Annotated in this window: 31 protein-coding genes; 18 read left to right on the plus strand and 13 right to left on the minus strand. The window is 54.8% G+C overall.

What is annotated here, in order from left to right:
• Positions 1-43 precede the first annotated feature (43 nt).
• A complete protein-coding gene (locus WCK51_11995) occupies positions 44-811 on the minus strand; it encodes an enoyl-CoA hydratase-related protein (GenBank protein ID MEI7577606.1) in 768 nt (255 codons plus the stop codon).
• Here WCK51_11995 and WCK51_12000 point away from each other — a divergent pair.
• Entirely contained in the window at positions 810-1307 is a 498-nt protein-coding gene (locus WCK51_12000; protein ID MEI7577607.1) for a hypothetical protein, read from the plus strand. The two genes, WCK51_11995 and WCK51_12000, sit on opposite strands and share 2 nt — an antisense overlap.
• 24 nt (positions 1308-1331) lie before the next feature.
• Here the strand turns inward: WCK51_12000 and WCK51_12005 are convergent, their stop codons facing one another.
• Positions 1332-2303 carry a hypothetical protein gene (locus WCK51_12005; GenBank protein ID MEI7577608.1) on the minus strand — a complete coding sequence of 324 codons (972 nt, stop codon included), beginning with the start codon at positions 2301-2303 and terminating at the stop codon, positions 1332-1334.
• A gap of 45 nt (positions 2304-2348) precedes the next feature.
• Here WCK51_12005 and WCK51_12010 point away from each other — a divergent pair, with 45 nt between their 5' ends.
• Positions 2349-2729: a hypothetical protein gene (locus WCK51_12010; protein MEI7577609.1), complete on the plus strand. Its 381-nt coding sequence runs from the start codon at positions 2349-2351 to the stop codon at positions 2727-2729.
• On the opposite strand, the gene WCK51_12015 is transcribed toward WCK51_12010, so the two are convergent.
• Positions 2726-2995, minus strand: coding sequence for an NINE protein (locus WCK51_12015; protein ID MEI7577610.1), 270 nt, complete (start codon positions 2993-2995; stop codon positions 2726-2728). The two genes, WCK51_12010 and WCK51_12015, sit on opposite strands and share 4 nt — an antisense overlap.
• Positions 2996-3111: 116 nt before the next feature.
• On the opposite strand from WCK51_12015, the gene gyrA reads away from it, so the two are divergent.
• The 3 genes from gyrA to WCK51_12030 are packed head-to-tail and all read left to right on the plus strand — an operon-like array spanning position 3112 to position 6950.
• Positions 3112-5619, plus strand: coding sequence for a DNA gyrase subunit A (gene gyrA / locus WCK51_12020; GenBank protein ID MEI7577611.1), 2508 nt, complete (start codon positions 3112-3114; stop codon positions 5617-5619).
• Positions 5620-5648: 29 nt separating this feature from the next.
• Positions 5649-6455: a hypothetical protein gene (locus WCK51_12025; GenBank protein MEI7577612.1), complete on the plus strand. Its 807-nt coding sequence runs from the start codon at positions 5649-5651 to the stop codon at positions 6453-6455.
• A gap of 45 nt (positions 6456-6500) precedes the next feature.
• Positions 6501-6950, plus strand: coding sequence for a prepilin-type N-terminal cleavage/methylation domain-containing protein (locus WCK51_12030; GenBank protein MEI7577613.1), 450 nt, complete (start codon positions 6501-6503; stop codon positions 6948-6950).
• On the opposite strand, the gene WCK51_12035 is transcribed toward WCK51_12030, so the two are convergent.
• Entirely contained in the window at positions 6944-7498 is a 555-nt protein-coding gene (locus WCK51_12035) for a hypothetical protein (protein ID MEI7577614.1), read from the minus strand. The genes WCK51_12030 and WCK51_12035 overlap by 7 nt on opposite strands.
• A gap of 67 nt (positions 7499-7565) precedes the next feature.
• On the opposite strand from WCK51_12035, the gene WCK51_12040 reads away from it, so the two are divergent.
• The 6 genes from WCK51_12040 (at position 7566) to WCK51_12065 (ending at position 10132) form a co-directional block, all read left to right on the plus strand.
• Positions 7566-8153 (plus strand): AAA family ATPase, encoded by a 588-nt coding sequence (locus WCK51_12040; GenBank protein MEI7577615.1) that lies wholly within the window; start codon positions 7566-7568, stop codon positions 8151-8153.
• Positions 8150-8323 (plus strand): hypothetical protein, encoded by a 174-nt coding sequence (locus WCK51_12045; GenBank protein MEI7577616.1) that lies wholly within the window; start codon positions 8150-8152, stop codon positions 8321-8323. Before WCK51_12040 ends, WCK51_12045 begins: the two co-directional genes overlap by 4 nt.
• Positions 8324-8329: 6 nt before the next feature.
• Positions 8330-8533 (plus strand): hypothetical protein, encoded by a 204-nt coding sequence (locus WCK51_12050; GenBank protein MEI7577617.1) that lies wholly within the window; start codon positions 8330-8332, stop codon positions 8531-8533.
• A 107-nt stretch (positions 8534-8640) separates the two neighbouring features.
• A complete protein-coding gene (gene rpmG / locus WCK51_12055; protein ID MEI7577618.1) occupies positions 8641-8808 on the plus strand; it encodes a 50S ribosomal protein L33 in 168 nt (55 codons plus the stop codon).
• A gap of 1 nt (position 8809) precedes the next feature.
• On the plus strand, positions 8810-8992 hold the full coding sequence (gene rpmF / locus WCK51_12060; GenBank protein ID MEI7577619.1) for a 50S ribosomal protein L32: 183 nt from the start codon (positions 8810-8812) through the stop codon (positions 8990-8992).
• A gap of 267 nt (positions 8993-9259) precedes the next feature.
• Entirely contained in the window at positions 9260-10132 is an 873-nt protein-coding gene (locus tag WCK51_12065) for a hypothetical protein (GenBank protein ID MEI7577620.1), read from the plus strand.
• Here WCK51_12065 and WCK51_12070 read toward each other — a convergent pair.
• From WCK51_12070 to WCK51_12080, 3 genes are read right to left on the minus strand one after another with little or no spacing between them, the layout of a single operon-like run.
• Positions 10129-11100: an FAD-dependent oxidoreductase gene (locus WCK51_12070; protein ID MEI7577621.1), complete on the minus strand. Its 972-nt coding sequence runs from the start codon at positions 11098-11100 to the stop codon at positions 10129-10131. The genes WCK51_12065 and WCK51_12070 overlap by 4 nt on opposite strands.
• Positions 11097-12353, minus strand: coding sequence for an FAD-dependent oxidoreductase (locus WCK51_12075; GenBank protein ID MEI7577622.1), 1257 nt, complete (start codon positions 12351-12353; stop codon positions 11097-11099). The genes WCK51_12070 and WCK51_12075 overlap by 4 nt, the downstream gene beginning before the upstream one ends.
• Positions 12354-12361: 8 nt before the next feature.
• On the minus strand, positions 12362-13960 hold the full coding sequence (locus tag WCK51_12080; GenBank protein MEI7577623.1) for a hypothetical protein: 1599 nt from the start codon (positions 13958-13960) through the stop codon (positions 12362-12364).
• Between the two features lie 54 nt (positions 13961-14014).
• Here WCK51_12080 and WCK51_12085 point away from each other — a divergent pair, with 54 nt between their 5' ends.
• Positions 14015-14245, plus strand: coding sequence for a hypothetical protein (locus WCK51_12085; GenBank protein MEI7577624.1), 231 nt, complete (start codon positions 14015-14017; stop codon positions 14243-14245).
• Here the strand turns inward: WCK51_12085 and ruvC are convergent.
• Positions 14242-14712, minus strand: a complete 471-nt coding sequence (gene ruvC / locus WCK51_12090; protein ID MEI7577625.1) for a crossover junction endodeoxyribonuclease RuvC — start codon at positions 14710-14712, stop codon at positions 14242-14244. The genes WCK51_12085 and ruvC overlap by 4 nt on opposite strands.
• A 135-nt stretch (positions 14713-14847) precedes the next feature.
• On the opposite strand from ruvC, the gene WCK51_12095 reads away from it, so the two are divergent.
• Together WCK51_12095 and WCK51_12100 are read left to right on the plus strand one after the other, a co-directional pair.
• A complete protein-coding gene (locus tag WCK51_12095; GenBank protein ID MEI7577626.1) occupies positions 14848-16101 on the plus strand; it encodes a dihydrolipoamide acetyltransferase family protein in 1254 nt (417 codons plus the stop codon).
• 97 nt (positions 16102-16198) lie between these two features.
• Positions 16199-17167 (plus strand): pyridoxal-phosphate dependent enzyme, encoded by a 969-nt coding sequence (locus tag WCK51_12100; protein MEI7577627.1) that lies wholly within the window; start codon positions 16199-16201, stop codon positions 17165-17167.
• Between the two features lie 11 nt (positions 17168-17178).
• Here WCK51_12100 and WCK51_12105 read toward each other — a convergent pair whose 3' ends face one another.
• The 3 genes from WCK51_12105 to trxB are packed head-to-tail and all read right to left on the minus strand — an operon-like array spanning position 17179 to position 18957.
• Positions 17179-17640 (minus strand): VirK family protein, encoded by a 462-nt coding sequence (locus tag WCK51_12105; protein ID MEI7577628.1) that lies wholly within the window; start codon positions 17638-17640, stop codon positions 17179-17181.
• Between the two features lie 31 nt (positions 17641-17671).
• The gene (locus tag WCK51_12110) at positions 17672-18001 is read right to left on the minus strand and encodes a zinc ribbon domain-containing protein (protein ID MEI7577629.1); all 330 of its coding nucleotides are present in this window, start codon (positions 17999-18001) and stop codon (positions 17672-17674) included.
• On the minus strand, positions 18001-18957 hold the full coding sequence (gene trxB / locus WCK51_12115; protein MEI7577630.1) for a thioredoxin-disulfide reductase: 957 nt from the start codon (positions 18955-18957) through the stop codon (positions 18001-18003). Before trxB ends, WCK51_12110 begins: the two co-directional genes overlap by 1 nt.
• Before the next feature lie 181 nt (positions 18958-19138).
• Here trxB and WCK51_12120 point away from each other — a divergent pair, with 181 nt between their 5' ends.
• Positions 19139-19495 (plus strand): hypothetical protein, encoded by a 357-nt coding sequence (locus WCK51_12120; GenBank protein ID MEI7577631.1) that lies wholly within the window; start codon positions 19139-19141, stop codon positions 19493-19495.
• A 32-nt stretch (positions 19496-19527) separates the two neighbouring features.
• On the opposite strand, the gene WCK51_12125 is transcribed toward WCK51_12120, so the two are convergent.
• Complete coding sequence (locus WCK51_12125; protein MEI7577632.1) at positions 19528-20913, minus strand: deoxyribodipyrimidine photo-lyase; 1386 nt, start codon at positions 20911-20913, stop codon at positions 19528-19530.
• Between the two features lie 45 nt (positions 20914-20958).
• On the opposite strand from WCK51_12125, the gene WCK51_12130 reads away from it, so the two are divergent.
• Positions 20959-21942: an aldo/keto reductase gene (locus WCK51_12130; protein MEI7577633.1), complete on the plus strand. Its 984-nt coding sequence runs from the start codon at positions 20959-20961 to the stop codon at positions 21940-21942.
• 1 nt (position 21943) lies between these two features.
• Here the strand turns inward: WCK51_12130 and WCK51_12135 are convergent, their stop codons facing one another.
• Positions 21944-22885 carry a hypothetical protein gene (locus WCK51_12135; protein ID MEI7577634.1) on the minus strand — a complete coding sequence of 314 codons (942 nt, stop codon included), beginning with the start codon at positions 22883-22885 and terminating at the stop codon, positions 21944-21946.
• A gap of 35 nt (positions 22886-22920) precedes the next feature.
• Between WCK51_12135 and tilS the strand changes: the two genes are divergently transcribed.
• Both tilS and ftsH read left to right on the plus strand, forming a co-directional pair.
• The gene (gene tilS / locus WCK51_12140; GenBank protein ID MEI7577635.1) at positions 22921-24321 is read left to right on the plus strand and encodes a tRNA lysidine(34) synthetase TilS; all 1401 of its coding nucleotides are present in this window, start codon (positions 22921-22923) and stop codon (positions 24319-24321) included.
• A gap of 42 nt (positions 24322-24363) precedes the next feature.
• The gene (ftsH, locus tag WCK51_12145; protein MEI7577636.1) at positions 24364-26325 is read left to right on the plus strand and encodes an ATP-dependent zinc metalloprotease FtsH; all 1962 of its coding nucleotides are present in this window, start codon (positions 24364-24366) and stop codon (positions 26323-26325) included.
• Positions 26326-26341: the final 16 nt, after the last annotated feature.

Below are 26341 nucleotides of genomic sequence, written 5' to 3' on the forward strand. Positions count from 1 at the left end.
GACTACCCAACCAAATGCGTCGCAGTTCTCTCTCAGAGAATCGCTACTCAACTTCCGGAACCGACTCCACGAAGCTCGCCGTTCGCTTCTCCAAAAACGCAGCCAAACCTTCCTGCCCTTCCTCTGAAGCCCGAAAAGCCGCCAACCTCGCCGCTGTCTCCTCGTAGCTCAGCGGCATATCCAGAACAAGCTTCTTCGATCCTGCAACTGCCTTCGGCCCAGCCGAGAGGACATGGCGGAGTTTCTTGGCGATCAGGGCCTCCTTATCTTTCGATGCCACCACTTCATGAATCAGCCCAATCTCGTACGCCCGCTGAGCAGAAAAAACTTCGCCGGTCGCGAACAATGCCCGAGCATAACCCTTCCCAATCTTGTCGACCACAAACGGCCCGATCGTCGCCGGAATCAGGCCGAGCTTCACTTCGCTAAACGCGAACTTCGAGTCCTCGGTTGCGATTGCCATGTCGCAACACGCGACTAGTCCTGAGCCGCCACCCATCGCGGCTCCGTGGACGTTGGCCAAAGTAAACGCATGACAGTTCTGCACCGCCGCCCACAGCTTGCTCACCATCATCGCGTCCCGCTTATTCTCTTCCTCGGTGTAAGCCGCCGCCTTCCGCATCCACTCCAAATCGCCGCCAGCGCAAAAGGACGCCCCCTCACCGCCAAGAACAATCGCGCGAATATCGGTCGAAACGGTGGTGAAAACCTGATACAAAGTCCCAATCAGCTCATCATTCAGGGCATTCCGAACCTCGGGGCGGTTCAGTTGAACCCGCAGAACCGGGCCGTGGCGATCCACTTTTATCATGACTACCATCTTACATAATGAAGCTTGCTTGAAGCGAATCGAAACCACCGTCTACAGCGTTTCCCGTTCGCAGCTCGCGTACTGGACCGCTTTTGAATACGCACGCCGCTTCTGGCCCTTCTTCATCTCAATCCCGGTCACGGGCTTGCTGATCTCCCTGCTCTTCCAAGGAAACCTTTACAAAGGCCTCGGAATGATGATGATCCTCTGGCCAATCAGCATCCCAGCCCGCTCAATCCTACTCACCACCAAAGCCTCCAAACGAGCAATCCTGCCCACAAAAATGGTTACCGAAGGCGAACACGTCTATTTCGTCACCGAACCGCTCTCCTTCAATTACCGTATCCACCGCGACCAGATTCGAGACGTGAAGACCCGAGTCGAATACGTCGTCATCGAATTGTGGAAATACCGGTTCGTCTATGTGCCGTACAAGGCATTCGAGTCGCCCGAAGCGATTCAGGACTTCCGTCGGGCGGTTGGTGTGGAAGACTGAAATGAACACCGAAACAATGCTTTTCTAGTCGGATTTCAGACTCGAGATCGCAACTTCTTCGCGCTCTCGAGTCATGCCGTACTTACCCAAGCCGTCGTTGCCTTCGGCCCGAATCCAAGCAAGAGTATCCCGAATAGTCTCCTGGATCGTTCGCAAAGAAAGCCCTGCAGAGATAGCCGAAGCCGGATCGTAGTTGAACGTCTGAGAACCCGGTGGAAGGGTCACGGGAAGGTCCTGCCAGAGCTTGACGTCGACTTTCTCGAGGTCTTCAAGCGAAGCAACTACCAGCTTATGCTCTCGCTCCGTCTGGAATCGAATCTCGTCGATAATGTCACCGAAGGTGACCCGCGGACCAACCGCGTTCCACTGTCCAACCTTCTTCTGTGCGGTGCAAAGCTCGGTGAAAGCCGCGAGGTCACGAGCATCGATCCCCTGGAACCGTTCAGTAAACGTTTCCGGGATCAAAACCTCATCAAATTGGTCGAGCCGCGCCACCCAATACGGAAATCGCCCCGTGTGGTCGTGGGGGCCAATGATAATTCCTGGACGAATCATCGCATGGTTGTTGGGGAATGCCTCGCGAACAATCCGCTCGCAGGTCACTTTCAGCGGACCGTAGTTCGCGCCAGTCACCTCTGTAGCGTCCATTTCACCTTCGGCATACTGTTTCGTTTGCTCATCAAAGGGGCCTTGTAGTCCTTCGGTGTCATAGATGCTGATGGTCGAAATGAATGTATAGAAGTCCGTTTTGAGCTGAGTGCTCGCAACAAGTTGGGAGGGGAGGTAACCACTGACATCAATCACAGCATCCCAGTGAGTCTCCTTCGCTTTCTCAATATCCGCCACTCGGTCGCCGATGATGTGCTCGCAGTTCGGGAAGAGCCCCGGATTGGTCTTGCCTCGATGAAAAAGGGTGACTTGATGCTCCTTTGTCAAAAGCTGATCAACAATCGCACGCCCCACAAACTGCGTTCCGCCAAGGACAAGGATATTCATATTTGTAATGTTAGCCTACGCTCGGCTTGATAGAATGAGTTTCCGATGGTGCTTGGATTAGTTGGCTTCGATAGGTTCCTTGCCGGGTCAATCGACCAAGCGGTGACTCAACAGGGTCACTTCTGTATGGTTTTCCACGAGTGTGCTCAACTCGAATCCATGATCCGGGACAGCGTGGAACTACCGTGCTTCGATGCGCTGATTTACGAAGGAACCCAAAATGCCCGTGTCGTCCGATTTGCACTTGGAAAGATCACTCCGCTGCGCGGCGAACTCTTCAAAGAGCTCTCTGTCGTTGCCCTGGAATCAGACTTCGACTTCTGGGAGCCAATTCGCGACGAAGTCGATCACTGGCTCCAGGGCCTTCAAGACTGGCGATGCGAACTGGTCTACCTGTTTCCCACCGACGAAGGCGGCCGAGCCTAGAACCAATCCTTCCCACCAATGATGTACTCGTGATACCAATCCTGATCGGATTTGGTGAGATAGATGATGCCTTCAACGATGGAGATGACTGTGAGGACGGGGATCGCGAGTCCGCATGTCAGGAACGTCAGCAGCAAGGAGGTCACGCCTGCCTTCGTCTTGCCCATCATGAACTTGTGCATGCCGAAGGTTCCGAAGGCTGTGAAACCAAGGACAATAGCAACAATTCCACACGCCGTTCTCTGAGAAGGTGAAACACCATTCATTTCAACAACATGATACGCGTGATGGTCGCCAAGGGTTCGGCGGGGACCGGAAGTCCCTTCGCCGGGTACAATCACGAGGTTAGATGCGTCTGAAACGACGCAATGAGATTTGACCCGTGGCAGAAGAAAATAACGATCAGCTGAATACGACGATCGCCGTAGACATGGAGCTCGGACGCTCGTATGTCAACTACGCGATGTCGGTTATCATCGCCCGAGCGCTTCCCGATGTTCGCGACGGAATGAAGCCGGTTCAACGCCGAATTCTCTACGCGATGCGCGGCCTTAACCTCACGCCGGCGAACGCTCACACGAAGTGTGCGAAGGTCACCGGCGAGACCACCGCAAACTTCCACCCCCACGGTAACGAAGTCGTTTACCCCACCCTCGTCCGAATGGCCCAGCCCTGGTCGCTCCGCTACCCGTTGATCGATGGACAAGGAAACTTTGGCTCCGTTGACGGCGACTCTCCGGCTGCGATGCGATATACAGAGTGCCGACTCACTCCAATCGCAATGGAGCTCCTGGAAGACCTCGACCGAGAAACGGTTGACTTCACGCCGAACTATCTGCAGTCCACGAACGAGCCGCTCGTTCTGCCAGGTAAGTTCCCCCACCTGCTTTGTAACGGAACTGAAGGTATTGCAGTTGGAATGGCAACCAAGCTTCCTCCGCACAACCTCACCGAGGTCTGTAACGGCGTTCTGCACCGAATTGATAATCCTGATTGCACGCTCGATGACATCATGGAGCACATCCCTGGGCCGGACTTCCCGACCTACGGAATCATCATGGGCACCAAGGGGCTTCGCTCAGCATACGAAACCGGTCGCGGTTCCATCGTGATGCAGGCAAAAACCATGATCGAGCCGGGTGACGCTGGAAAGTCGGTGATCGTTGTTACTGAGATTCCCTACCAGGTCAACAAAACGACCTTGATGAAGAACATCGCGACCATCGCGAAAGAGCGAAAGTTCGACGGCATTCTGAACGTTCAGGACTACTCGGACAAGCGCGGAATGCGAATGGAGATCGAAGTTCGCCGTGACGTCAACCCGAACAAGGCGCTTAACTATCTTCTCAAGCACACGGCCCTGAGAACTTCGTTCGGCTGTATCCTGCTTTCCCTCGTCGATGGCTCGCCCCGCACCGCGCCGCTGCTCACGATGATTGATGAGTACATCAAGCACCGCCGCGACGTCATCCTGCGCCGAACCAAGTACGAGCTTTGCCGGGCACTCGAAGAAGTCCACGTTCTTGAAGGCTATCAAATCGCCCGCCGGTTCATGGACGAGGTCATCGCGCTGATTCGCCGTTCGAGAGATCCAGGTATCGCTCGAGCCGAACTCGTTCGTGAGTTCGACATGTCGGCGTTCCAAGCCAACACCATCCTTGCCATGCCCCTCCGCCAACTCACGATGATGGAGCAGGCGAAGCTGGAAGACGACTATAAGGCGGCTCTGCGAAAGACTCAAGACCTCCTCGACATCCTCAACAGCGAAGAGCGCCTGACGACGGTCATGAAGGCCGAAATCGTAGCCATGCGCGACAAGCACGGTGACGAGCGACGCACCAAAATCCAAGCTCGCGAAGCCGGAGAGTTCACCGAAGAAGATCTGATTCCCGACGAGGAAGCAATCATCTCGATCTCGCGAGATGGCTACATCAAGCGGGTGAGCATCGACGCCTACCGCCAGCAGAAGCGCGGCGGAAAGGGAGTGAACAACACCCTAAAGGCTGATGACGAACCGGCACACCTCTTCCAAATCAGCACCCACCACACGATCCTGTTCTTCACAGATCGAGGCCGGGTCTACAAGCTCAAAGGCTATGAGATTCCCGAAAGCGGTCGCTACGCAAAGGGAATGCCGGTTATCAACTACATCAGCATCGTCGGCGGCGAGCGGGTCACCGCGACCGTCAGTGTCAAGGACCTCTCCAGCGATGGCTTCCTGGCGATGATCACCAAGGGAACTGGACCCAAGCATAATGCCGAAATCAAGCGAACACCGCTGTCCGCGTTCGCCAACATCCGTAACAACGGCCTCATTGCCTTCGACATCGAAGACGGTGACGAACTTGGCTGGGCACTCCGAACCACCGGAAAAGACGACCTCATCCTCGTCACCCGCGAGGGACAATCGATTCGGTTCTCCGAAGAAGACGCGACCTCCCGAAGCCGAGCAGCAGGCGGCGTCCGCGCCGTCCAGTTCAAGGCCGGAAACCCGGATGACCAGGTGGTCACTGCGGCGGTCGTTGACGAAGAACTTTCGCTCTTGGTCGTCTCCGAAAACGGATACGGCAAGCGAACTGGCCTTGACGAGTACCGCGTTCAAAGCAGAGGCGGCTCCGGAATCCTCACAATGAACTGCACAGAGAAGACCGGAAAAGTCATCGGTGCCGAAGTCGTGGAGAACGATGACCGACTCCTCCTGATGTCCACCAAGGGCAAAGGAATCCGAATGAAGGTTAAGGAAATCCGCACCACCGGTCGCGTCGCCCAGGGCGTCAAGCTCGTCAACCTCACTGGGGATGACCAAGTTGCCTCCATCGCTCGAATCGTCAAGGGAACCGACGACGGCGAGGGCGAAGGTGAAGAAGCGAGCGAGGGTAGCGAAGAATAGACCATCCTCAAAAGAGATAGAATTGGGCAGTGCTAAGCACTGCCCTTTTTGTTTTTTCGGTTCAAGCTTCGACAAAAGCCGTAGCGGTCCGCATCGGCGACACCGAACTGACCTGTTTCAATTGGAAGCCCGAAGCGCCCACCAAAGAGGCCAGAACGCTGTTCGTCTTCCACGGCACAGATCGCAACGCCCAAGAATACGGCGACCACACGATCCCTCTCGCCGCCAAAGTTTCATGTGCCCTAGTAGCACCTTTGTTCGACAAAGAGCGATTCCCCAACTGGCGGTATCACCGAGGCGGAATCCAGGACGCCAAGGGCAATCTACAAGCAAGAATCGAGTGGACATACACCATTCTTGAAAAACTCCTTGCCCAAACGCAGGGTGAAAACACCCTCATCGGCCACTCAGCCGGAGGGCAGTTCCTCAACCGAATGTGCGCCTTCGCCGGAACCTCTGCTAAACGGGTCATCGTCGCCAACCCCGGCTCCGTGATCTTCCCACGAAGCGACTGGAGCTTCCCCTTCGGAATGGGCGGACTCAGCCCAGCCCTCAGCTCCGAAGAAGCCATCAAGAGCTATCTTGCCCAACCCATGACCTTCCTCCTCGGAACCGCTGATAACAAACCCGATGAAAACTTTGACACTTCTAAGGATGCTATGCGACAGGGTGGAGGTCGCCTTCAACGCAGCACCAACTGCTTCAACTACGGCAAAGCACTTGCTCAGCGAAACGGCTGGCATTTTAACTGGGGACTCGTTCAAGTACCTGGAATCGGACACGACCATGAGAAGATGTTTAACAGTTTTGAGGCAATCAAAGCCTTTGAGCGATGATGCATCCAACCTACGTGGAATTCACTTTGCGGAAGAATGCGTAACGTGCGAAGATGTGCCAGGGCGTTTACTCTGGTTGAGCTACTTGTCGCCGTCGTGGTTGTCACGATATTGGCAGCGGTCGCCGTACCAAAAGCGGCATCGTCAACAAGGCGAGCCAAAGAATCTGCGCTCCGCCAAACCCTTACCCAGCTCCGAAACGCGCAAGTTCAGTTCCACGTCTTGTACGAAGCCTATCCTAATGCACTATCGGACTTCACCAACCCAAATCCACCGTTGAGGGTGTGGACGGATTCGATTTCTCCAAAGCTCTGGGGAACCCGTGTCTATCGGGGCGCGCTCTTGCAGCCGGGCGTAGCACAGAGTAGTAATTTGATCCTAGATCCTGTCAGTGGAAACAACTTCTCCGTATCGCGACTGGCTAACGGCGAGCTCAGAATCCGGAGTAGTGCTACCGGAAGAGATTCGCGCGGAGTGCGCTTCTCCACTTACTGATTTCTCGACACCTTGAACGCCCCGCAAACAAAGCTCCGATTCACATCTGACAAAACCAACAAAATCTGACCCAAAAACTGATCCCGAGAGGGAATCAGATTGAGCTGCAGCGCAACCCTATCGCGATACACCTTCGTCTCCAACCTCTGAGTCTTCGGATTCAAAAAGGTCATCTGCGCCGACGTCAGTCCGATCGGTACCCGTCGACCAGCCGGAAACATCGTCTTCAAATAGTCCGAACTACCCCTCATCATGGCTGCCTGCCGAATCCCAATCGGAAACGCCAACGAATTCCGAGCCGTCGTGAAATAGGCCGCAAACCCTTGCCCATCATCACCGCGAATCACGAGCGAAAACACATGAGCGGAGTCGACAATCGCCCCTGAACGATCTTTCGTCTTCAGCACCGAAACGGGTTTGATCTGAAACGACACCGGAGTGAATAGCTGGTCCCGAACCCTTCCATAAGCCCTCTTGGTGGGAATCGGTACGCGGCTGTAATCCCCCGCCATGGATGTGGCGGTAAAGAATATCACAGCAACGCTCAAGCTCTTCACAATCAACTGCCTGTGCAATCGCCGTACCAATCGACTCAGGCGAAGTACACTTAATCCAGTGGATTCCACATCTCCTTCTCCGCAAGCCGTTATCATTGCGGGACCTAATGGCTCGGGAAAATCCACTGCCGCCACACGACTCCTTCCCGAAGGAATGGTTTTCGTCAACGCCGACATGATCGCCCAGCAGCTCTCTGGTGAAAAAGGAACGAGCGCCGATATCAACGCCGGACGGCTCCTCCTTTCCCAAGTCGAGGAGCTAGAATCCAGCCGAACCGACTTTGCGTTTGAAACAACGCTTGCTAGCAAAATGCTGGCGACAAGGGTTGCCGGATGGCAACAGAGGGGCTACCAAGTCCACCTCATCTTCTTCTGGCTTCCCAGCGAAGAACTCGCTTGCCTTCGCGTCGAAGGCAGAGTTCGCGACGGGGGCCACCGTGTTCCCGAAGAGACGATCCGGCGGCGCTATCAGTCCGGGCTGAAACTGTTTTTCAATTCGTACATTCCCATCGTTGACACCTGGCGGCTCTATGACAACTCGGTCAACGCCGCGCCGAAGCTGATCGCCCGAGGCGACTCTGCTGGTTCTTGTGTGGTGAAGATGCCCGAGGTCTGGAATAAACTGAGAGAGGAGTTTCAGGCATGAGCAACCGCGACGAGCTGGCGAATCGGTTCAACCGTGATGAAGAAGTTCATCAGGCGGTCAGCGACGCCGTTCGCGACGCCCTTCAAGAGCACGCCCGAAAAGGAAATCATGTCGTGGTTTGGAAGGACGGGAAGGCCGTCTGGGTTCCTGCAACCGACCAAACTGAATAGGAACGAATGTTAAACGAAGAAACCAACGTTGTCGCCGTCCAGATCACCATCGCGGTGGCAACTGTTTTGTTCCTGATCGTAATGTGGGGTGGTTTGTGGTACTTCGTGAAATTCAAGGGTAAAGACACCGCGTATCGCGGAAAAGTGATTGACTACTTCGAGAAAAACCCTCTCGAAGAGCCTCAATCAACAGACGAACAGCAAAGCTGAAACCTCTTTTTCTATCGCGCGGATCGTTTTCGGGTTGCAAACCGTCCCAACAATCAGCCATACTCTTCTTTCGGCAAGACGTATCGTCATGCCAAGAGGTTTGAATCATGGCCAAGAAAGGCGAAGTCCGCGAAATCATCCGCCTCGTATGTACCGAGGATGGCAAAAGCTATTACACCACCACTAAGAACAAGCGGAACACGCCTGATCGACTTGAGCTGAGAAAGTTCAACTCCAACCTCAAGAAGTACACCTTGCACAGGGAGAAGAAATAAAATGCCAAACCCAAAACGACGTTTTAGCCACCAGCGAACCGCTCTTCGCCGAACAAACTACACCGCTACCCTTCCCGAGATCACCCTCAGCAAGCAAGTGGATGGCGAGCCGTTCCGACTCAACCACAACGCAAGTCCAGAAGGCTACTGGAAAGGCCGACGCCTTCCCGGATTCAAAGGCTGATTTCAGTCTAGGCATCGATTTCAAGTCTCAAGCTCCATTTGCTTCGGCAAATGGAGCGTTTTTGTGTGAGCAGCCCTGTTAGCTCCCAACTACCAACTCCAAACGAGCGGCTCGTCCGCGTAGGGCACGGGACCCAAGGCGGCTTCGTTCCCAGAGCAAACGCGGCGGGAACGGAGACGTCCTGGGTGGGGATTGGCCTTGGGCAAGCGCGGGGCCGTCACAGGGACTATCCGCCCGACTGCAACTCCAACAACATATAATCTATTCATGCGCCAGTTCTGGAAGTTTGCGAAGCCGAAGGGGCCGGGGTTTGGGATTTCGAAGAACTTCTATCTGTCTGTCCTCGCCGGAGTTCCGGTTCTGCCACCGATCACCGAGCTAATCGCCCCGAAGCCGGAAGGCGGCTCCCTGGATGGCTTCGGCGTGCCTCTCGTCAACACGAACGACAAATCCCTACTCAAACAGCCGATGCAGCGCGGGATCTATGCGCTCTCGACCAAAGACCAAAAAAACGTCGTCCGCATGATGGTCATGAACGCCGATGAGGCAGGGTTTAGCCCGGAGGCCATCGCGACCTCACGGCTCGCCGAGCGCGTCACCCCGGAAGTTCTCACCCGGATTCGATCCACTTGGCACCTGCTGCAACTCAGCTGGGAAAGTCACGACCCCGAAGTCTATCCAGCGCTGGATTTCTTCTTGAGCATCGCAAACAGACTCGCCGAGATCGCTGACGGAATCGTCGCTGACCCAATCAGCGAGCGCTATCTCCTGCCTGGACAGGTCTTTGTCCAACCAAGAGTGGACCCGCTGGTCGATGCTCGAGAACACGTTTACGTCCACTCCCGGCCCGACCAAGGACAGCTCAGTGTTTACACGAAAGGGCTCGTCAAAATCGGCCAGCCAGAGCTAGAGATCTGTGCTGTCCCGCCAGAGTCTTACGAACAAGCTGGCAAACTCCTGATGTCCGCGGCTCAAGGGGTCTTCATGGGCTTCCTGATCGGTTCCGGTTCCGATGTCGCCGGGTTCGAAGCTCGCGAAGGCGGACACGACAAAGCCCGCTGGGAAGGAATCCCCGTCCTCGAACTCCTGCCGCCGACCGGGGTCCCGGTCGAGCAGGTGCTGAGTAACTGGGAGCGTTAACCAACCATTTCTGCAGCTCGCCAGCCACACTCGAAGGCGTCTTCGATGTGACCACCCATCAGCCCGTCGCTTGCGACGAGAAGAGTTGAACCAGGGGGGTTAACATTCTCGAAGCGAGCCAGCGATTCCGGTTGGCTGTACTTCCACTTCTTGACCATGGCAACCTCGGGAGAATCAAAGCCTGCCCCATACAAGTGCTTAAGAAAAGACGTGACGGCATCGATGAAGAACTCGTCGGGTTGAGAATAGTTTTGCTGCGAGAATCGGGCACTAAGCTGGGCGACAAAGGTCGAGCCCCCTTCGGGCGCACGACCGGGAGACTTTGCGCTCTCGACCGAGAGCCAGGTCAACGGATGAACCTGCTCGACATCGATCAGGGCGTGATAGGGCGTATCAACCTCGGCCTGATATCCCAGCATGACGGAGACACAAGAGCGGTAGGAGACGTTCGCAACTGGCCTCGATTCACCCAGCGACCAAAGCAACTGGCACGTCTGGGGGATTGGCGGAGTGAGGATGACCGAGTCAAACGCTTCGCCGACGAGTTGATAATGATCTCCCTGACGCGCGATTTCCAGGACGTCAGTTTTGAGCCGAATGTCGGTTCCATCACCGAGACGGTTTGCGAACGTCTGGATCCCGTTTTGGTAGGTGTATCGGCTGGTGGAATTCTTGGAAGAACTCCCCGGAGCCGTGCGAAGTCCCGTGTGGGTCCAAATGGGCTTTTCAACCTTAATGAGATCACCACCGGATAGTGCTTCGAGCATGATTCGCTCGATGGTCTTACCCCGCGGAGTGATGCTGGTTGCGCCAACATCGAAGGTGTATCCAAGCTTGTGCTGACGTGAGTTAACCCGCCCGCCGAGGCCGCCGCTCTTTTCGAAAACGACAACTTCCCTTCCAAGTTGCCTCAATCGATAAGCCGCCGCCAGCCCAGAAACTCCCGCGCCAACGATTGCGACTCTCATTTGTTCTTTAAGTATGCCAGAGCGGCTTCGGCGGCAAGCCGCCCGCTCTTGAGGGCGTCGTTGATGCTCGACGAAGTCGTCATCTCTCCAGCGAGGAAGACGCCAGGAAGGTGGGTTTCGATCGAAGGAACCCGATCCTCAAACCCCGGCTCTTGCAGAAGCTGAGCTTCTTTGATTCGGTAAGCCTTTTTGAACTCCAATGGCGGGAGGTTCATCCCCCACGTATTCATCTCGTTGATCGCCATCTGGGCGAGCTCTTCGTCGGACTCCGACCAGTCGCCGATGATGGTTGCGGAGCAGAGGTGCTTGCCTTTCGGCGTGCAGGCTGGGTTGACGTTAGAGAGAGGGACGAGTTGGTTAATAAGAGCGTCTTTCGCTGGATTGAGGATGATGTACTTCTCCTTCGTTACGGGCCGATTCGAGGCGAAGTAGAGGCAGATGGATTGCTTGTACTCGGTTTGCTGGGTTTGACCCAATAATTGAGCAACGGCACCGTGGCCTCCGGCGATAACTACAGACCTCCCTAGGTACTCAGTATCTGCTGAAATGGCATAGATGTCGTCGACTCGATTGAGTCGGGTGACGATTCGATTCACTTCGACTGTCGGGGAGGTATTTGGATCATCGAAAGCCCAGGCGTGATCGATCGCGTGTACGAGCCCGGAGATGCCTCCAGAAAAGGTCGCCGTCCTCCCAATCGAAAGAAAGTGCCAAGTTTTCAAAAACTGCCTCGAACTCCCCCCCAGAGTCCGATCGAGGGATATTCCGCCATAGAACGGAGCGAAAAACCTCTCAACAGTAGATTCAGAGAAACCAAAGCCAAGAAGGAATTCTCTTACTGTTCCCGATGTGGATTCAGACTCCCACTTTCGAGCCCGCAAGTTGAGGGAAAGAAGCCTCGGAAGGTCAATCGGGCTAATCGCCTTGCAGGTCAAAGAACGCAATAGATTCCACTTGCTCAGTGTGCCCATGCCGGCGATTGTCGCCCCTGAGGAATAGAATTGCCAATCGCCTTCGGGTACCGCCGACCAATTACCGAAATGTTTCAACTCTTCGTAGCCCGTAAAGCATACTTGGAAGCCTCGATCATACTGAAAGCCCTGTTCGTCACGGTCAGTTCGCAATTTTCCACCGATGTCGTCGGACGCTTCTAACAGGATCGTTTTCAAACCCGCAGTTGAGCTTTGAACTGCGGCACTGAGCCCCGCCAACCCACCGCCGACTATCGCAACATCGTAGATCACGTCTCTCATCTACGATTTCACATCACGACAATACTGCGGGGTGGAATCATCGTCAGCGGGTTGTGCGACTCTGGGCCAGAGAGGATTTTGCGCCAGTCGGCGAAGTTATCGGCAGTGATGAGGCGGTAGGCGTTCCTCATTCCGTTCTCCATGTTCTCCGGGCGGTCGATGGGACACTGTTTGTAGAGGTCGGTCGGCACCCATCCAAAGTTGGCAAGTATCGTCCGACTTCCGCGAATCATGAGGAAGAACGGCTCCCACTCGTGAATCTCGATCTCCCCCTCAGACCCTTTCAGCAGGTCCAACGCAAGGGCGAAACCGGACTGAGGAAGGCGAGACCCGTCTGCGAAGATTGCGTAGTCTGCATGACCCTTCGCGGCTCCTGTGATTGCCCCAAGCGCGTAGAGTGCGGCTTCAATCGTGTTTAGCCGAGGGTCGGTAGGGTCGTTGGAGAACTCGATTGGGCCGACCAAATTGGTCTTCGATCCAAATCCCCGGGCCGTCTGGATCTGGTCTTGGATCGTCCACCCACCTTCCAGGCAGGTCAGAGTGTCGGGAAGATGAATGTCGGGCCGAACTGACCATGCTGATCCCTCGATTTCATCGTAAGCGGGACGCGAGCCGTTGAGCTGCATGAATGCCCAAGTAGCTGTCGAAAGCCGCTTTCCGCCGCGCACCCGATTTAGTTTCTGCCACTCACCGGGCGGGGCCAGACATATCCCGTCGTTCGGCGATAGTTCAGCAGGATAGGATGCGACTTCAGTTTGCAAAAACACTGGCCCGCCAAGCGTCTTCGCCTGTTCGATACCGTTAGCCCCCGCTAGCCAGCAGCCAAGTCCCAGACTTCGTAGGCTTTCTGTCTCAGATTCTGAGAGGGTGCGATTCACAAAGGTGCCCAGGCTGGGAAGCTTCCCTTGGTGAGCTTGCAATTTGATCTCCAACTTGACGGTCGCAAGGTCAATCACAACCTTAACCCGCTGGTGAATCTTGTCGCCACTCTTGATGTCAAATGGCTTCTGCCACTCCTGTGGTCGGGAGTACGTTTTGTACGAAGCGTCTGAATAGTTGCGCTGATCTTCGGTTTCAAAGACTTCGCCAAAGAACTCGGTGCGGACGTGGATTCCGGGTGCAACATCAAGCGAAATCGCTTTGACATCCTTAAAAGGCTGGTCGGGTTTGATCGACTTGGGGAAGGCCGTTTGGTCGCATTCGCCGTGATTGTGCTCCACCTCGCACTTCATCCCTTGATGCGAGCGCGGATGAAGGACACAGATCCCGGTTCGGTTGGATTTGAAATCAGACTTCCCTTCCCCTTCGAACTCATATTCAATCTCGACTCGGTTCTCGGTGAGAACCGCTGAAACTGATCCTCGCCAGTCGAACTGGACATCACCCTCGGAGACTCGGGCAGTCCAGTTAGCCTTCCACGTTTTGTTGGACGATTGCTGTCCTGTCGAGGTCATTCGGTTGGTAGGTGTTCCCCAATCGGCTTTTCTCACGGCCCCATAGATGCCCCGGATCAGCTCAACCGAGCCGACTCGTACATAACGAAGGTAGCCGGAAGCAGGTTCAAAGTCAAATTCGACCTTGCCTAGTCGAACATGGATTGGGTTCATCCCTAAAGGTTATCTCGCTCGAAGCGCAAAATCTGTCAGAATCATAGGAAAGCCATGACCCAGATTCGCGAGAACATTTTTCGAGTCACCGTCGACGAACTCGGCAACCCGCCAGATCGTGGCTACTATGCAGTCGAAGGTCTCGGAGAAGTGCTGATCGACCAGGCTGATCTCCGGTACATCAAAGAGATGGAGACCTTGGGATTCGAACCCATTTTTCATGTCAGCCGCTCGAAAGCGTTGAATGGCGCTTTCGTCGTTGTCGGGCGTCAGCAAAAGGCCTAACGCGGAGCGCGGAAGGCGTGGCAGATCGCGATGGCTAAGGCATCGGCGACGTCATCCGGCTTTGGATCTTCTTTCAGAGCCAGCAACCTCCTGACCATAAACGTCACCTGCTTTTTGTCGGCACTGCCATTTCCGACAACGGCCTGCTTGATCTCGGGCGGCGAATACTCGGTCCAAGGAATGCTGGTCTCGGCGGTTGCAAGCAGGATTGTTCCGAGAGACTTGGCGACATCCATCGCCGTCGTGACGTTCTTGGTAAACAGAAGCCGCTCCGTGGCAATTGCATCCGGATGGTGCTTATCAATGAGTTCGACCACGCCGTCATGGACCATCCTCAACCGGTCCGGCAGGGCAATCTTGGGCGTCTTGATGAGGCCATAGTCCAAACACTCGAGCTTTGACCCGATACGGCGAACGACGCCGTACCCGACGCGTTCAAGTCCGGGGTCGATTCCTAAGATAAGCATGAGAGAGCTTGCCAAATTATGCATTGTGGAAGAGCGACTCCGTTTGCGCCCTCATACCCACGCTTGTTCCGCACACTCCAAGCGACTCGCCAAGGTAATCTCTCGTAGAACCCGATTGGGTTTGGAAGACGCAATATGACCGAAGTGATCATGCCTAAGATGGGCGACGGAATGGAAGAAGGGACCCTTGTTGAGTGGACCGTGAAGGACGGCGACAAGGTCAAGTCAGGGCAGGTCATTGGGAATATTCAGACCGACAAAGCGGTTATGGAGTTGGAAGCTCCGGGAAGCGGAATTTTTACTGGAGTACTCCTTACCGCAGGTCAGACGGTTCCAGTTGGCGTTCCAATTGCTGTGATTCTTAAGGACGGAGAATCCGTTCCGTCCGGATGGGGGTCAGGTGGCGGTTCGGCTCCGGCAGCGCCAGCGGTTGCAGAAGCTCCGGGAGCCTCGTCTTCCACTTCGGGAACGGACACCTCGAAGCCTGCGGCGACTACCTCTGAGCGTGTCAAGGCTTCGCCTCTGGCAAAGAAGATTGCCGCGGAACTCGGCGTCGATTTGTCTTCCGTTGCCGGAACCGGACCCTCGGGCCGAATCGTCCAGAAAGACGTCGTTGCCGCAGGAGCCGGCGGCGGTTCGCAATCAGCTGCGCCAGCAGCTCCAGTGACGAAGGTTGCACCTGCTTTCGCTCCAGTCGCAGCTTCAGCTGAAGATGTAAAAGTTTCACTCAACAAGATTCGACAAATCACCGCGAAACGAACCCAGGAGAGCAAGCAACAAGTTCCCCACTTCTATGTCACCGTGGAAGTTGATGTCGAGAAGATCATGCAGCTTCGCGAGATGTTCAAGGCAGAGGACAGCGGGAACGTTTCGATCAACGACTTCGTGGTGAAGGCATCGGCTCTGGCCCTGCAGGACATGCCGCAGGTCAACAGCGTATTCCAAGGCGATCACTTGCTCCAGCACGGGGGAGTTCATATTGGAATCGCAGTTGCGCTTGAGGATGGACTAACGGTCCCGGTAGTCAAGAATGCGAATCTCAAGCCAATTCGCCAGCTCTCGGCAGAAGTCAAAGATTTGGCGTTCAAAGCAAAAAGCAATAAGCTGTCGATGGACGAGCTAACCGGTTCGACGTTTAGCATTTCCAATATGGGAATGCTGGACGTAGACACGTTCCTCGCGATTGTGAATCAGCCAAATGCAGCAATCGTTGCGATTGCTTCGGTGCGGAAGAAGGTTGTGGTCAACGACGAGGACGAAGTCGAGATTCGCCAAAAAATGAACATCACTGGTTCGTTTGACCACCGAGTCGCCGACGGCGCAGTTGGCGCGAAGTTCATAAACTTGATCAAGGGCTATCTCGAGAATCCCACTCGGTTGCTGAGTTAGTTTTCGCCAGTTACAACAGCTCCACCGGTTCGACCGGACTCTCACCGACTCCCCAATTCTGGGGAGTTTTGCTTTGCCCGTCTGCCACAATAATAGGGTGGCTACAACCGTTGCCCTCCCGAAGCAAAACTTAATCATTACTCCCACACCGCTCCATCCGCTTCCGCGGCTTTCGGAGGAGTTAGGGATTGATCTTTGGATCAAGCGCGACGATCTGACCGGGTTCGCCTTCGGCGGAAATAAGGGCCGTAAGCTGGAATACCTGCTGGGCGAGGCAGTCGCCCGTGGGTACGACACGATTGTAACCTGTGGTTCAGCCCAATCGAACTTCATTCGCCAGCTTGCTACGGGCTGCGCGATGCTAGGAATTCGGTTCATCGCGGTGGTGATGCAGCTTCCTTACGAGTTCGAGCCAGCGGTCGGCGGGTTGCAGACTTCGGGCGGAAACCTCCTTTTGGATGAATTTGCAGGTGCCGAGATGCGGTTGATCCCCAACGACAAGTGGGACGTTCTCATGGCGGCATCGACGGCTCTTAAGGCCGAACAAGTGGCACGAGGTCACAACGTTTTTGAGATACCAATTGGCGGTTCCTCACCTCAGGGAGCATATGCTTTTTACGAAGCCGCTTCCGAGCTGACAGAGACTTTTGATGTCGTGATTTCTGCTTCGTCTTCGGGCTCAACCCAAACCGGGCTGACCTACGCATTTAACGGTTCTGCAACTCGGTACCACGGAATTGCTTGTGACCCAGAACCGGAAATGATTCTGGAGTTCGTCGCGCTAGCGCGGCAATTGGATGAAATGACTGGACTCGGTCGCGGACTGACTCTAGAGGACTTCACTTACGATTTACGGTTCGTGGGCCCTGGCTACGGAGTGCCGTCAGACGGATCGATGGACGCAATTCGAGTTGTTGCTCAGCGCGAGGGCATCTACCTCGACCCCATCTATACGGGTAAGGCATTTCACGGCCTGCTTGAGATGGCGCGTAGCGGAGAGTTGAGTGGCCAGAAGGTCTGTTTCTGGCACACGGGCGGTACTCCCGCATTGTTCGCGTTGGGATAGTTTTTACGGATTCACCGGTAAAAGCTGACGCCTTCCACGTCCTTGCCGTTCGAAAGCTTGCCTTTGAAGGTTTCGTCCATAACGACTTTGTAAGTGCTTGCTTCCAGGTAGCGGGCAGTGATTTCGATAGAGTTGTCTTCGAAGATGCGGAATCTGACGTAGTTGTGGACGTGTCCGTACCGAGGATGAGCGATGAGGTTAGTTTGCGAGAAACCGATGTAGGCTTTGTCGTTTCGCACAACGCCTTTAGCGAACTGCTCCCAGGCTCCGACCGTCAATCCGCCCGTTGCGTCGACGGACTCCTCTTCTTTGCCATCGCTAAAGAGCTTCATCTTCTTGTATTCCGCCACAACTCGCACTTGTTTTCCCGCTTTCAGGGATTTGAAGAGGTCGGCATAGTTGCTGATTCGCTGCTGAGCGGCGGCAAAGGCAGTGGTCGAGAGAAGCGTAACGATAACGATACTGCGGAGCATAGGCTTCACTATACTTCGGAGCGCGGGCAGGCTAGAGCGGGTCGTCGTCGAGTTTCCCTTCCAGGTCGGCTTCGAGCATTTCTTCCATGTCGTCCGCTACGTCATCATCAGCGGCGCGGCCAAGCTCTCGAACTAGTTCGCGCATTTCCGCCGTTGATTCGGGATCACCGAAGTGTTCAAGTCGGTCCGCGATTTCGTCAATGCGGTCGTCCTCGGTTCGGAATTTTCCGGGGCGACTGACAAGCTTTTCGCCCCTGGAACTGTTGCAATGCTCACACTCAACCGAAGCATCGGCAGTCATTCCGACAAGGGCGCGGTATTTACGCCCACACTCAAGGCAGCGGTACTCAAAGATCGGCATTAGTCGCTGATGGGAACGTGATGGGCGAGCCAGCGTTCGGCATCAATGGCGGCCATGCAGCCCGAACCGGCAGCGGTGATCGCCTGTCGATAGGTCGAATCGCTGATGTCTCCGGCGGCAAAAACGCCTTCGATGTTGGTTCGCGTCGTCCCTGGTTGGACGAGGAGATAGCCGGTTTCATCCATGTGGAGAACGCCTTTGAATAGGTCGCTGTTCGGCTTGTGGCCGATGGCAATGAACACGCCATCAAGATCAAGATTGGTGAGTTCGCCTGTGACCGTGTTCTTCAAGCGAACGGCATTGACCTTCGGGAACGGATCAGTTTGCCCAAGAATTTCGTCGAGAGCGGTGTTGTAGATCACCTCGACCTTTGGGTTAGCAAGAACCCGGTCTTGCATGATTTTGCTGGCACGGAATTCGTCTCGACGGTGGATCAGATACACCTTGGCGGCGTGCTTTGTGAGATAGTCAGCCTCCTCCATCGCGGTGTCCCCACCACCGACTACCGCGACGGTTTTGCCTCGGAAGAAGAAACCATCGCAAGTTGCGCAAGCACTGACTCCGTAGCCGCCGAAGGTGACCTCTGACTCAAGTCCAAGCCACTTGGCGGATGCGCCAGTGCTGATGATGATGCTCTTCGCTTGGTACTCCTTTTCGCCAACCCAAGCCCGGAAAGGACGTTGGGAGAAGTCGACTCGATCGACATGTTCATGAATCACTTCGGTCCCAAATCTCTCGGCTTGCTTCTTGAACAGCTCCATCATTTCAGGTCCCATGATGCCGTCTGGGAAGCCGGGATAGTTCTCCACATCGGTGGTAATGGTGAGTTGTCCGCCGGGCTGCGAACCCGCAAGGACAACCGGGTTCAGATCAGCGCGGGCCGCGTAGAGGGCGGCTGTGTAGCCAGCGGGACCAGAGCCGATGATGAGCACGTTGTGAACCATATTTGTTGCCATAAGGGTACCTGGCAGATGCTCGGCGGGGACTTGTTGTTCCACGAACAGTCTCGAAGGCGGTGACTCGGATGAGTAGATGCCTGGAGGGCAGCAAGGGGCGCATTAACGGAAATGGTACTTTTTACCAGTTATTATAAGTATATAGTATACTGTATAAATTGATTAGTAATATTTAAGTGTCATGAAATTAACACTTAAGCTACTATTGACAACTCTCGTCATCGGTTCCGTCGCCGCCGCAGGTCTGGCTGCAGGTCAGGTCACCTGGGAGAACGTGACTACTTTCGTCGGCTCCAACGCCACTTACGTTCATCCGAACGCTTTGGCGGACATCCAGGCCGAAAAGAATGCCGGTATGAAGACCTGGCAGGTCTTTACAGGCAGTTCAAACGGTGTGGTTTGCTGTCACGGGGTTGGCTGGCCATCAACTGGTGAAGTTATCAACTTCGAGACGGCTACGGAAGCCACGATCGCTGGCTCCATGATTGATGCATGTCCTACGGGAGTCGATCCAGGGCAACTCGCAGCAACCCGCTAACTTAGCGAGCGGCACCCGGTGCATTCAAATTTCTACCGGGTGCTTTCACCAAAGAGACTCAGTGCGAGCTGTTTCTGGGTCGCATGGTCAACGATCTGAGAGACGTAACCTAGTGCCGCACGACGGAGCGGCGGTAGGTCGTGCAACTCGGGAACCGAAGCTTCCCGGAGCTCGGGCACCCATTCTCGAATAAATGTCCCTTCGGCGTCAAACTTGACGCTCTGCAAGTAAGGATTAAAGATCCGGAAGTAAGGCTGGGCATCCACTCCGACCGAAGCCGCCCATTGCCAGCCGCCGTTGTTGCTCGCAAGCTCAAAGTCGAGAAGCTTGGAGGCGAAATAGGCTTCGCCTTTCTTGTAATCCACTAACAAGTCCTTCGTGAGAAAAGAGGCGACGATCATGCGGAGGCGGTTGTGCATCCAGCCGGTTTCTTTGAAGCAGCGCATAGCCGCATCTACAATCGGATATCCTGTTTGTCCTGCCTTCCAGAGTTCGAAGTGCTCGTCGGAACCCGGCCAAACCAAATCTCGATAGGCTGGGTTAAAAGTGGTTTGCACGACATGCGGATTGTTCGCCAGAACATCAGCGTAGAATTCTCGCCAGATGAGTTCATTCAGCCATTTCTCCGACCCTTTTGATTCCCTCGAAAGGGCTTGCCGGAACAGTTCGCGAATTGAAATCGTTCCGAATCGGAGATCAACAGATAGGTAGCTCGTCCCCTCATTTGCAGGAAAGTCTCGCTCGTCGCCGTAGGCATCCATCTTGGGAAGGAACTTCGCCAAACGGTCCTTTGCCGCGTCTTCTCCTGCCTTGAGCCAAGGGTTTTTCGGTTTGAAGCCGATGTCTTCAATAGTCCAAGGTCGTAGGACATCCGTAAGCTCCGATTTAGGAAGCAGTTTTGTGAGATCAGGCGTGTACTCGACAAGGTCTTTTTCTGGAACGAGTGCAGCTTTCCACGCCTTGCTGTAGGGGGTGTAGACCCTAAACGGCGTGCCGGACTGGCTCAGAACTTCGTTCTTCTGCCGTACGAGATGATCTTTGCAACTTCGAAACTCGGTGCCTTGATCAATGAGCCTTTGCCGAACCCTAAGATCGCGTTCGAGCGCATCAGGTTCAAGGTCGTGCGCAGTAAAAACAGCCTCCGCGCGCAGTTCTCGAGCGAGGTTAGGAACGATCTCAACGGGGTCTCCATACCGAACCACTAAGCTTGAGCCTTGTTGCTTGAGCCTGCTATCAAGTTCTATCAAGGATTGATGAATAAAGTTGACCCTTGAGTCGTCCCGCTCCAGCGGATCAAGTATCGCTGGATCGAAGACGAAAACGACCGCGACAGCAGCAGCGGCTTCCGAGGCGAGAGTCAGCGCTCGATGATCCGTAAGTCGCAGGTCGCGGCGAATCCAGCAGATGGCACGTTGCACTCTCGCGTTCTACGCGGGCCAACAGGGAAAGGTTAAACTCTGCCCGTGAAGTATCGATCTTATGGCCGGACAGGATGGGAAATCAGCGAGGTCTCGTTTGGAGCTTGGGCAATAGGGGGGACCTGGGGGCCGGTTCAGGATGAAGAGTCGATGGCCGCTCTTAACAAAGCTCTCGAATGCGGAGTGAACTTCATTGACACGGCCGACGTGTACGGAGATGGGCACAGCGAGCGATTGATCCGGAAGTTAAGATCGGAAACCACAACACCGTTTTACGTCGTTACAAAGGCGGGAAGGCGGTTAAACCCACACAACGCCGATGGCTACAACGCAACGAACCTAGAAGCATTTGTCGATCGATCCCGGGAAAACCTGGGAATGGACACGCTTGATCTAGTTCAACTTCACTGCCCGCCTACCGACGCCTACTACCGCCCGGAGGTTTTTGGAGCACTTGAGGAGCTGAAATCCAAAGGCAAAATCCAGAATTGGGGTGTCAGCGTTGAACGCGTCGAGGAGGGTATGAAGGCGATGGAATACCCCGGTTGCCAGTCGGTTCAAATTATCTTCAACGCTTTCCGTCAACGACCCTCAGAGCTATTCTTGGAGCAAGCCAAAGCCAAGAGAGTTGGCGTCCTCGCTCGACTGCCTCTCAGCAGTGGAATGCTGACCGGAAAGCTTACAGCGGCATCGACATTTGCGCCCGACGACCACCGAGCGTTCAACCGTGATGGAGCGGGTTTCGATAAGGGTGAAACCTTTTCCGGTGTCCCCTACGAAGTCGGGCTAGCGGCCGTCGAGGCAATGCGACCGCTAGTGCCGAAAGAGTTGACGATGGCGGAGTTTGCTTTGAAGTGGATACTGATGCACGACGGGGTAACTGCCGTGATTCCCGGTGGCAAGAGGGCCGAGCAGGTAGCTATGAACTGTTCTGCCTCCGATGTGTTGCCGCTGGGAGATGCCGTGATGACAGCGGTTAGGTCGGTCTATGACCGTCTGATCCGCAGTCATGTTCACGATCGCTGGTGAACTAGCTTTCAGGATCAATATCAAGCGTTGCGGTCTTTTCGGCCCCGGCCTTAGACTTGTAGACGAGAGATTCTATTTTGCGTAATCGCTTAATGGCAGCAAACCGATCCGAGCGAAGAAGTGACAGAATGTCTATCGCGGAAAGTCCACCACCGCTGATAACTTCCCGGAAGGGCTCCTCTTCGTCCTCGGACGAATCTTCGTGGGCGTAATAGGCAAGTGCGATGGATTCAATCTGAAAAATCTCGTTGACTCCAACGTATTCGCCAAGAATCAACTCGTTGTCGTCGTCCTTCTCTGCCGACCATTCGAGTTTGTTGTTCGCTAAGTCAAACCTAACAACGCGACCAGGAACAAGTGTAAGTCCAAATCTCGGACTCGGTCCGGTGCTGAACCAGACTGGCCAGTTCAAGGAGGTCAAGGCAAAGTTTGAGACATGCCGATCCGTGTTCCATTCGGCGGGGACTCGGTCAAACTTTCCTCCGTACCTGAGTACACCCAAGGGCATTGAACCCGAGATGTCGCACGTACCGTTCATCTCTACTTCGACAGCGTCATCTCTCGGCTTCAATGTGACTGATCCTGTGATGGATTCCAATGCCTCCTCGCCAATGCTGATTGAGTGATAGTTTCGATCAAAGTCGAGCTTGTGCGCGAGGAAGAAGTCTCTTCCAAAGACGTAGGTGCAAGAACTCAGAACATCGTGGGGCAGAGTATCAATCTTTTTGAACTTAATCGAGTTTCCGCCAAGGAGCACTTCAGTCGACGGAGCTTCCGGTGAGCAATACGAGGTTTCCGCTGTGAAATCGAATCCGAAGTAAAACTCGCCTTGCTCGGTGTCGGCATGTCCCATCGTGACCATAGTGTCGTTGGTCAAGTAAAGTGAGTCACCACAATCAAGCGGCTCGGTTGACAGGATGGCGGCAAGCAGGAGCGGTACCATTGGCACTAATCATACGCGACTGGTACGCTTTAGCGGTGCTTGACAAGCTCCAAGGGCATCTTTTTGCAGCAAATCTGATTCCAGCGGGTTCGCGGGTTCTGGTTGGTTACAGCGGCGGAGCCGACAGCACTTGCCTAGTTCACCTTTTGGCTCAACTTAAAGTTGATTTCGTGGCGGCCCACTTGCACCATGGTCAGCGCACAGATGCTGACAAAGAGATGGCCCTTTCCGAGGCGTTTTGCCAATCGCTCGATGTACCTTTCGTGAGTGGAAGAGCCGACGTTCCTCGGATGTCGCGGGATCTGAAGATTGGGTTAGAAGAAGCTGGCCGAATGGCTCGCTACAACTTTCTGAATCAGGCGGCGAAACGATTTGAGTGCGATCTTGTTGCGACCGCTCATACCGGAACAGATTCGGTTGAAACGATTTTATTCAACCTCGTACGCGGAACCGGGCCGAGCGGTCTCACTGGCATTGATTCTTCTCGAAATGGATTGATTCGACCATTGCTACCGTTTTCGCGTTCCGAAACTTTGGCGTATTGCCAAGAGAACGGCCTCTGGTTCCACAATGACCCTGCCAACGAGTCCATGGACTTTTCCCGGGCCCGGCTGAGGCACCGAGTTTCGCCGGAGCTGGCCCTTGTGAACCCTGGGTACGAGTCGGCGATCCTCCGATGCGCTTCGATCATTAGCGAAGAAAATCAGTTTTTGAATGGCGCAGCCGCCAACGCCCTGGAGCGAGCCGAGATACCACTGAACGGCCCTTTGGGATTCCTCACCCGAGATGCCGAGGTCGCGTTTGACCGGGAGTTGATCGGTTCGTTACCGCCCGTCCTGTTCAAGCGCGCTTGTAGGCTGGCCGTTTCTGCCCTTGGAGCTTCGATTGATTTCGAACAAACGGAGGCGATCACTTCGGGATTTGGATCAGGGGTCTCAGGCTCGGTCACCTCAGACGGAGGCACGGTCGTTGCAGAGTGGGATGAAAAGCTGCTCCACTTCCGTCAGCTTCAACCAACTGAGCCGTTTCGATTTATGCTCACCTGCCCTGGCGAAACCGAGAGCGAAGAGTTCGGGTGGAAAATCACAGCCCACCACTCGCCCAGGACAAAAAAGAGGAACGACCGGACGGCGTTGCGCGTCGAAGTCAGCATAGCTAAGACTCAAGGCGAACTTTATTTCCGCTCCACTCAACCTGGCGACTCGATGCAGCCTCTAGGATTTGAGGGAACGCGAAAGCTGAGCGACCTACTCTCGGAGGCCAAACTGACCAAAGCCGCACGGTCGCGATTACCGATTATCTGCGACTTTGTGGGTCCGATTTGGGCACCTGGGGTGTGTTTATCGCACAGAATAGATAAGGAACCCGAGTGTGAGCGGGTGTTGGCGCTTGAATTTGAGCCGATGATAGGTTCTACTCAAAGCGGCAACGATTGATGCCGCAAGCGCGTATTTGAGCTTACATCTGTTGGAGAAACATTGAGAAATAACCGAAATGCCCTGTTCGCCGTGGTGTCACTGATCGTAGTGTCGCTGCTCGTGATGATGGTGGCAAATCCAAACAACCTTCGCCTTGCAGGCAAGACTGAAACTTGGGACAATTCAAAGTTTATCGATCGACTAGAGAAAGGCGAAATCGCCGAGATCACGTGGAGAGGACGCGAAGTCTCTGGCAAAGATTCCAAAGGCGAAAATTTTGAGTTCAATTGGGCCGAACAAAACTCAGAGGCTGGCAAGTCGCTACTAGGTCGAATTGACAAGGCCAACGATAAGTTGACCGGTGAGGGAAAAACGGCTATTCAACTCAAGTTTGAGGAGAATACGGCCGGAAACGCACTGATCGGACTCCTCTCCTTCTTGGCTCCGATGGTTCTCGTTGGGCTGATGTTCTACTTCCTGGTGTTCCGCGCTGCTCAACAGAACGGCAACCAGGCGATGAACTTCGGCAAGAGCAAGGCTCGCCGGGTCGGAGAGAGTGGACCAAAGGTCACATTCGATGACGTTGCAGGAATCGATGAAGCAAAGCAAGAGCTCTTTGAAGTCGTCGACTTCCTCAAGAACACCAAAAAATATGCCGCTCTAGGGGCAAAGATCCCCAAGGGAATCCTGCTGACGGGCCCTCCAGGTGTTGGTAAGACTCACTTGGCCCGAGCCATCGCTGGCGAAGCGGGAGTTCCGTTCTTCCACATTTCCGGTTCTGACTTCGTGGAAATGTTCGTCGGTGTCGGTGCGGCACGAGTCCGAGACCTGTTCGAGACCGCCAAGGCTCACCGACCTTCTCTTATCTTTGTTGACGAAATCGACGCAGTCGGTCGTCAGCGAGGCGCCGGCATGGGGGGCGGCCACGACGAGCGCGAGCAAACCCTTAACCAGCTCCTGGTTGAGATGGACGGCTTTGACCCCAACTCAGGTGTCATCATGATTGCTGCAACGAACCGACCCGATGTCTTGGATCCGGCACTTCTTCGGCCAGGTCGCTTTGACCGTCAAATCGTTGTCGATGCTCCGGACCAATCCGGTCGCAAAGCGATTCTGAACATTCACTCCAAAGGCAAGCCGTTGGATAGCGATGTCGATATTGAGACCCTTTCCCGGCGAACGCCCGGTTTCACCGGTGCGGACTTGGCAAACACTTTGAACGAGGGAGCCCTTCTCGCCGCACGGCACAATCGAACGAAGATTGGTATGCGCGACCTTGAAGAAGCGCTTGATCGTGTCATCGCCGGTCCTCAGCGCAAGAGCCGGATCATGGACGAGGAAGAGCGAAAGGTTATCGCTTTCCACGAAGCTGGTCACGCCGTCATCGGTGAGGTACTGGAGCACTCGGACAACGTTCACAAGGTCACGATCTTGCCACGAGGCATGTCGCTTGGCTCGACCTGGCACTTGCCTGACCAAGACAAGTACCTCGTTTCAAAAGAAGAGCTTCTTGACGACATCACTTCGCTACTCGGTGGTCGCGTGGCAGAGGAACTGGCGTTTGGACGAGTTTGGACGGGAGCTTCAAACGACCTTCAGCGAGTCACTGCCATCGCTAGAGCCATGGTGACAAAGTACGGCATGAGCGAAAAGCTTGGAACTTTGGCGATCGGGACCTCGAAGGAGAATCCGTTCCTTGGTAGGGACTACTACGAAGAGCGCAACTACTCGGAGGATATCGCCAAAGCGGTTGACGAGGAAGTCCACGCCATTGTTGATCGATGCCGAGCACGAGCGATTGAGATTTTGACGTCTCACAGGGAGCAGCTCGACGCAGTCGTCGCCGCTCTTCTGGAGCGCGAGACGCTGGACCGAGAAGAGTTCCTAGCCGTAATGGCGGGCAACGAGCTTCCCGCACTCAAGCATGTGGAAGAGCCTCCTGTCGCGACGGAACTCAAGGAAGCCGAAAAGCCGTCGACCCCAGCAAAAACGCCCCCAAGGTTAGAACCAGGGACGATTTAAGCGAAGAATGCGGGAC

The organism is Armatimonadota bacterium, assembly GCA_037138755.1.
Classification (GTDB): Bacteria; Armatimonadota; Fimbriimonadia; order Fimbriimonadales; family Fimbriimonadaceae; genus Fimbriimonas.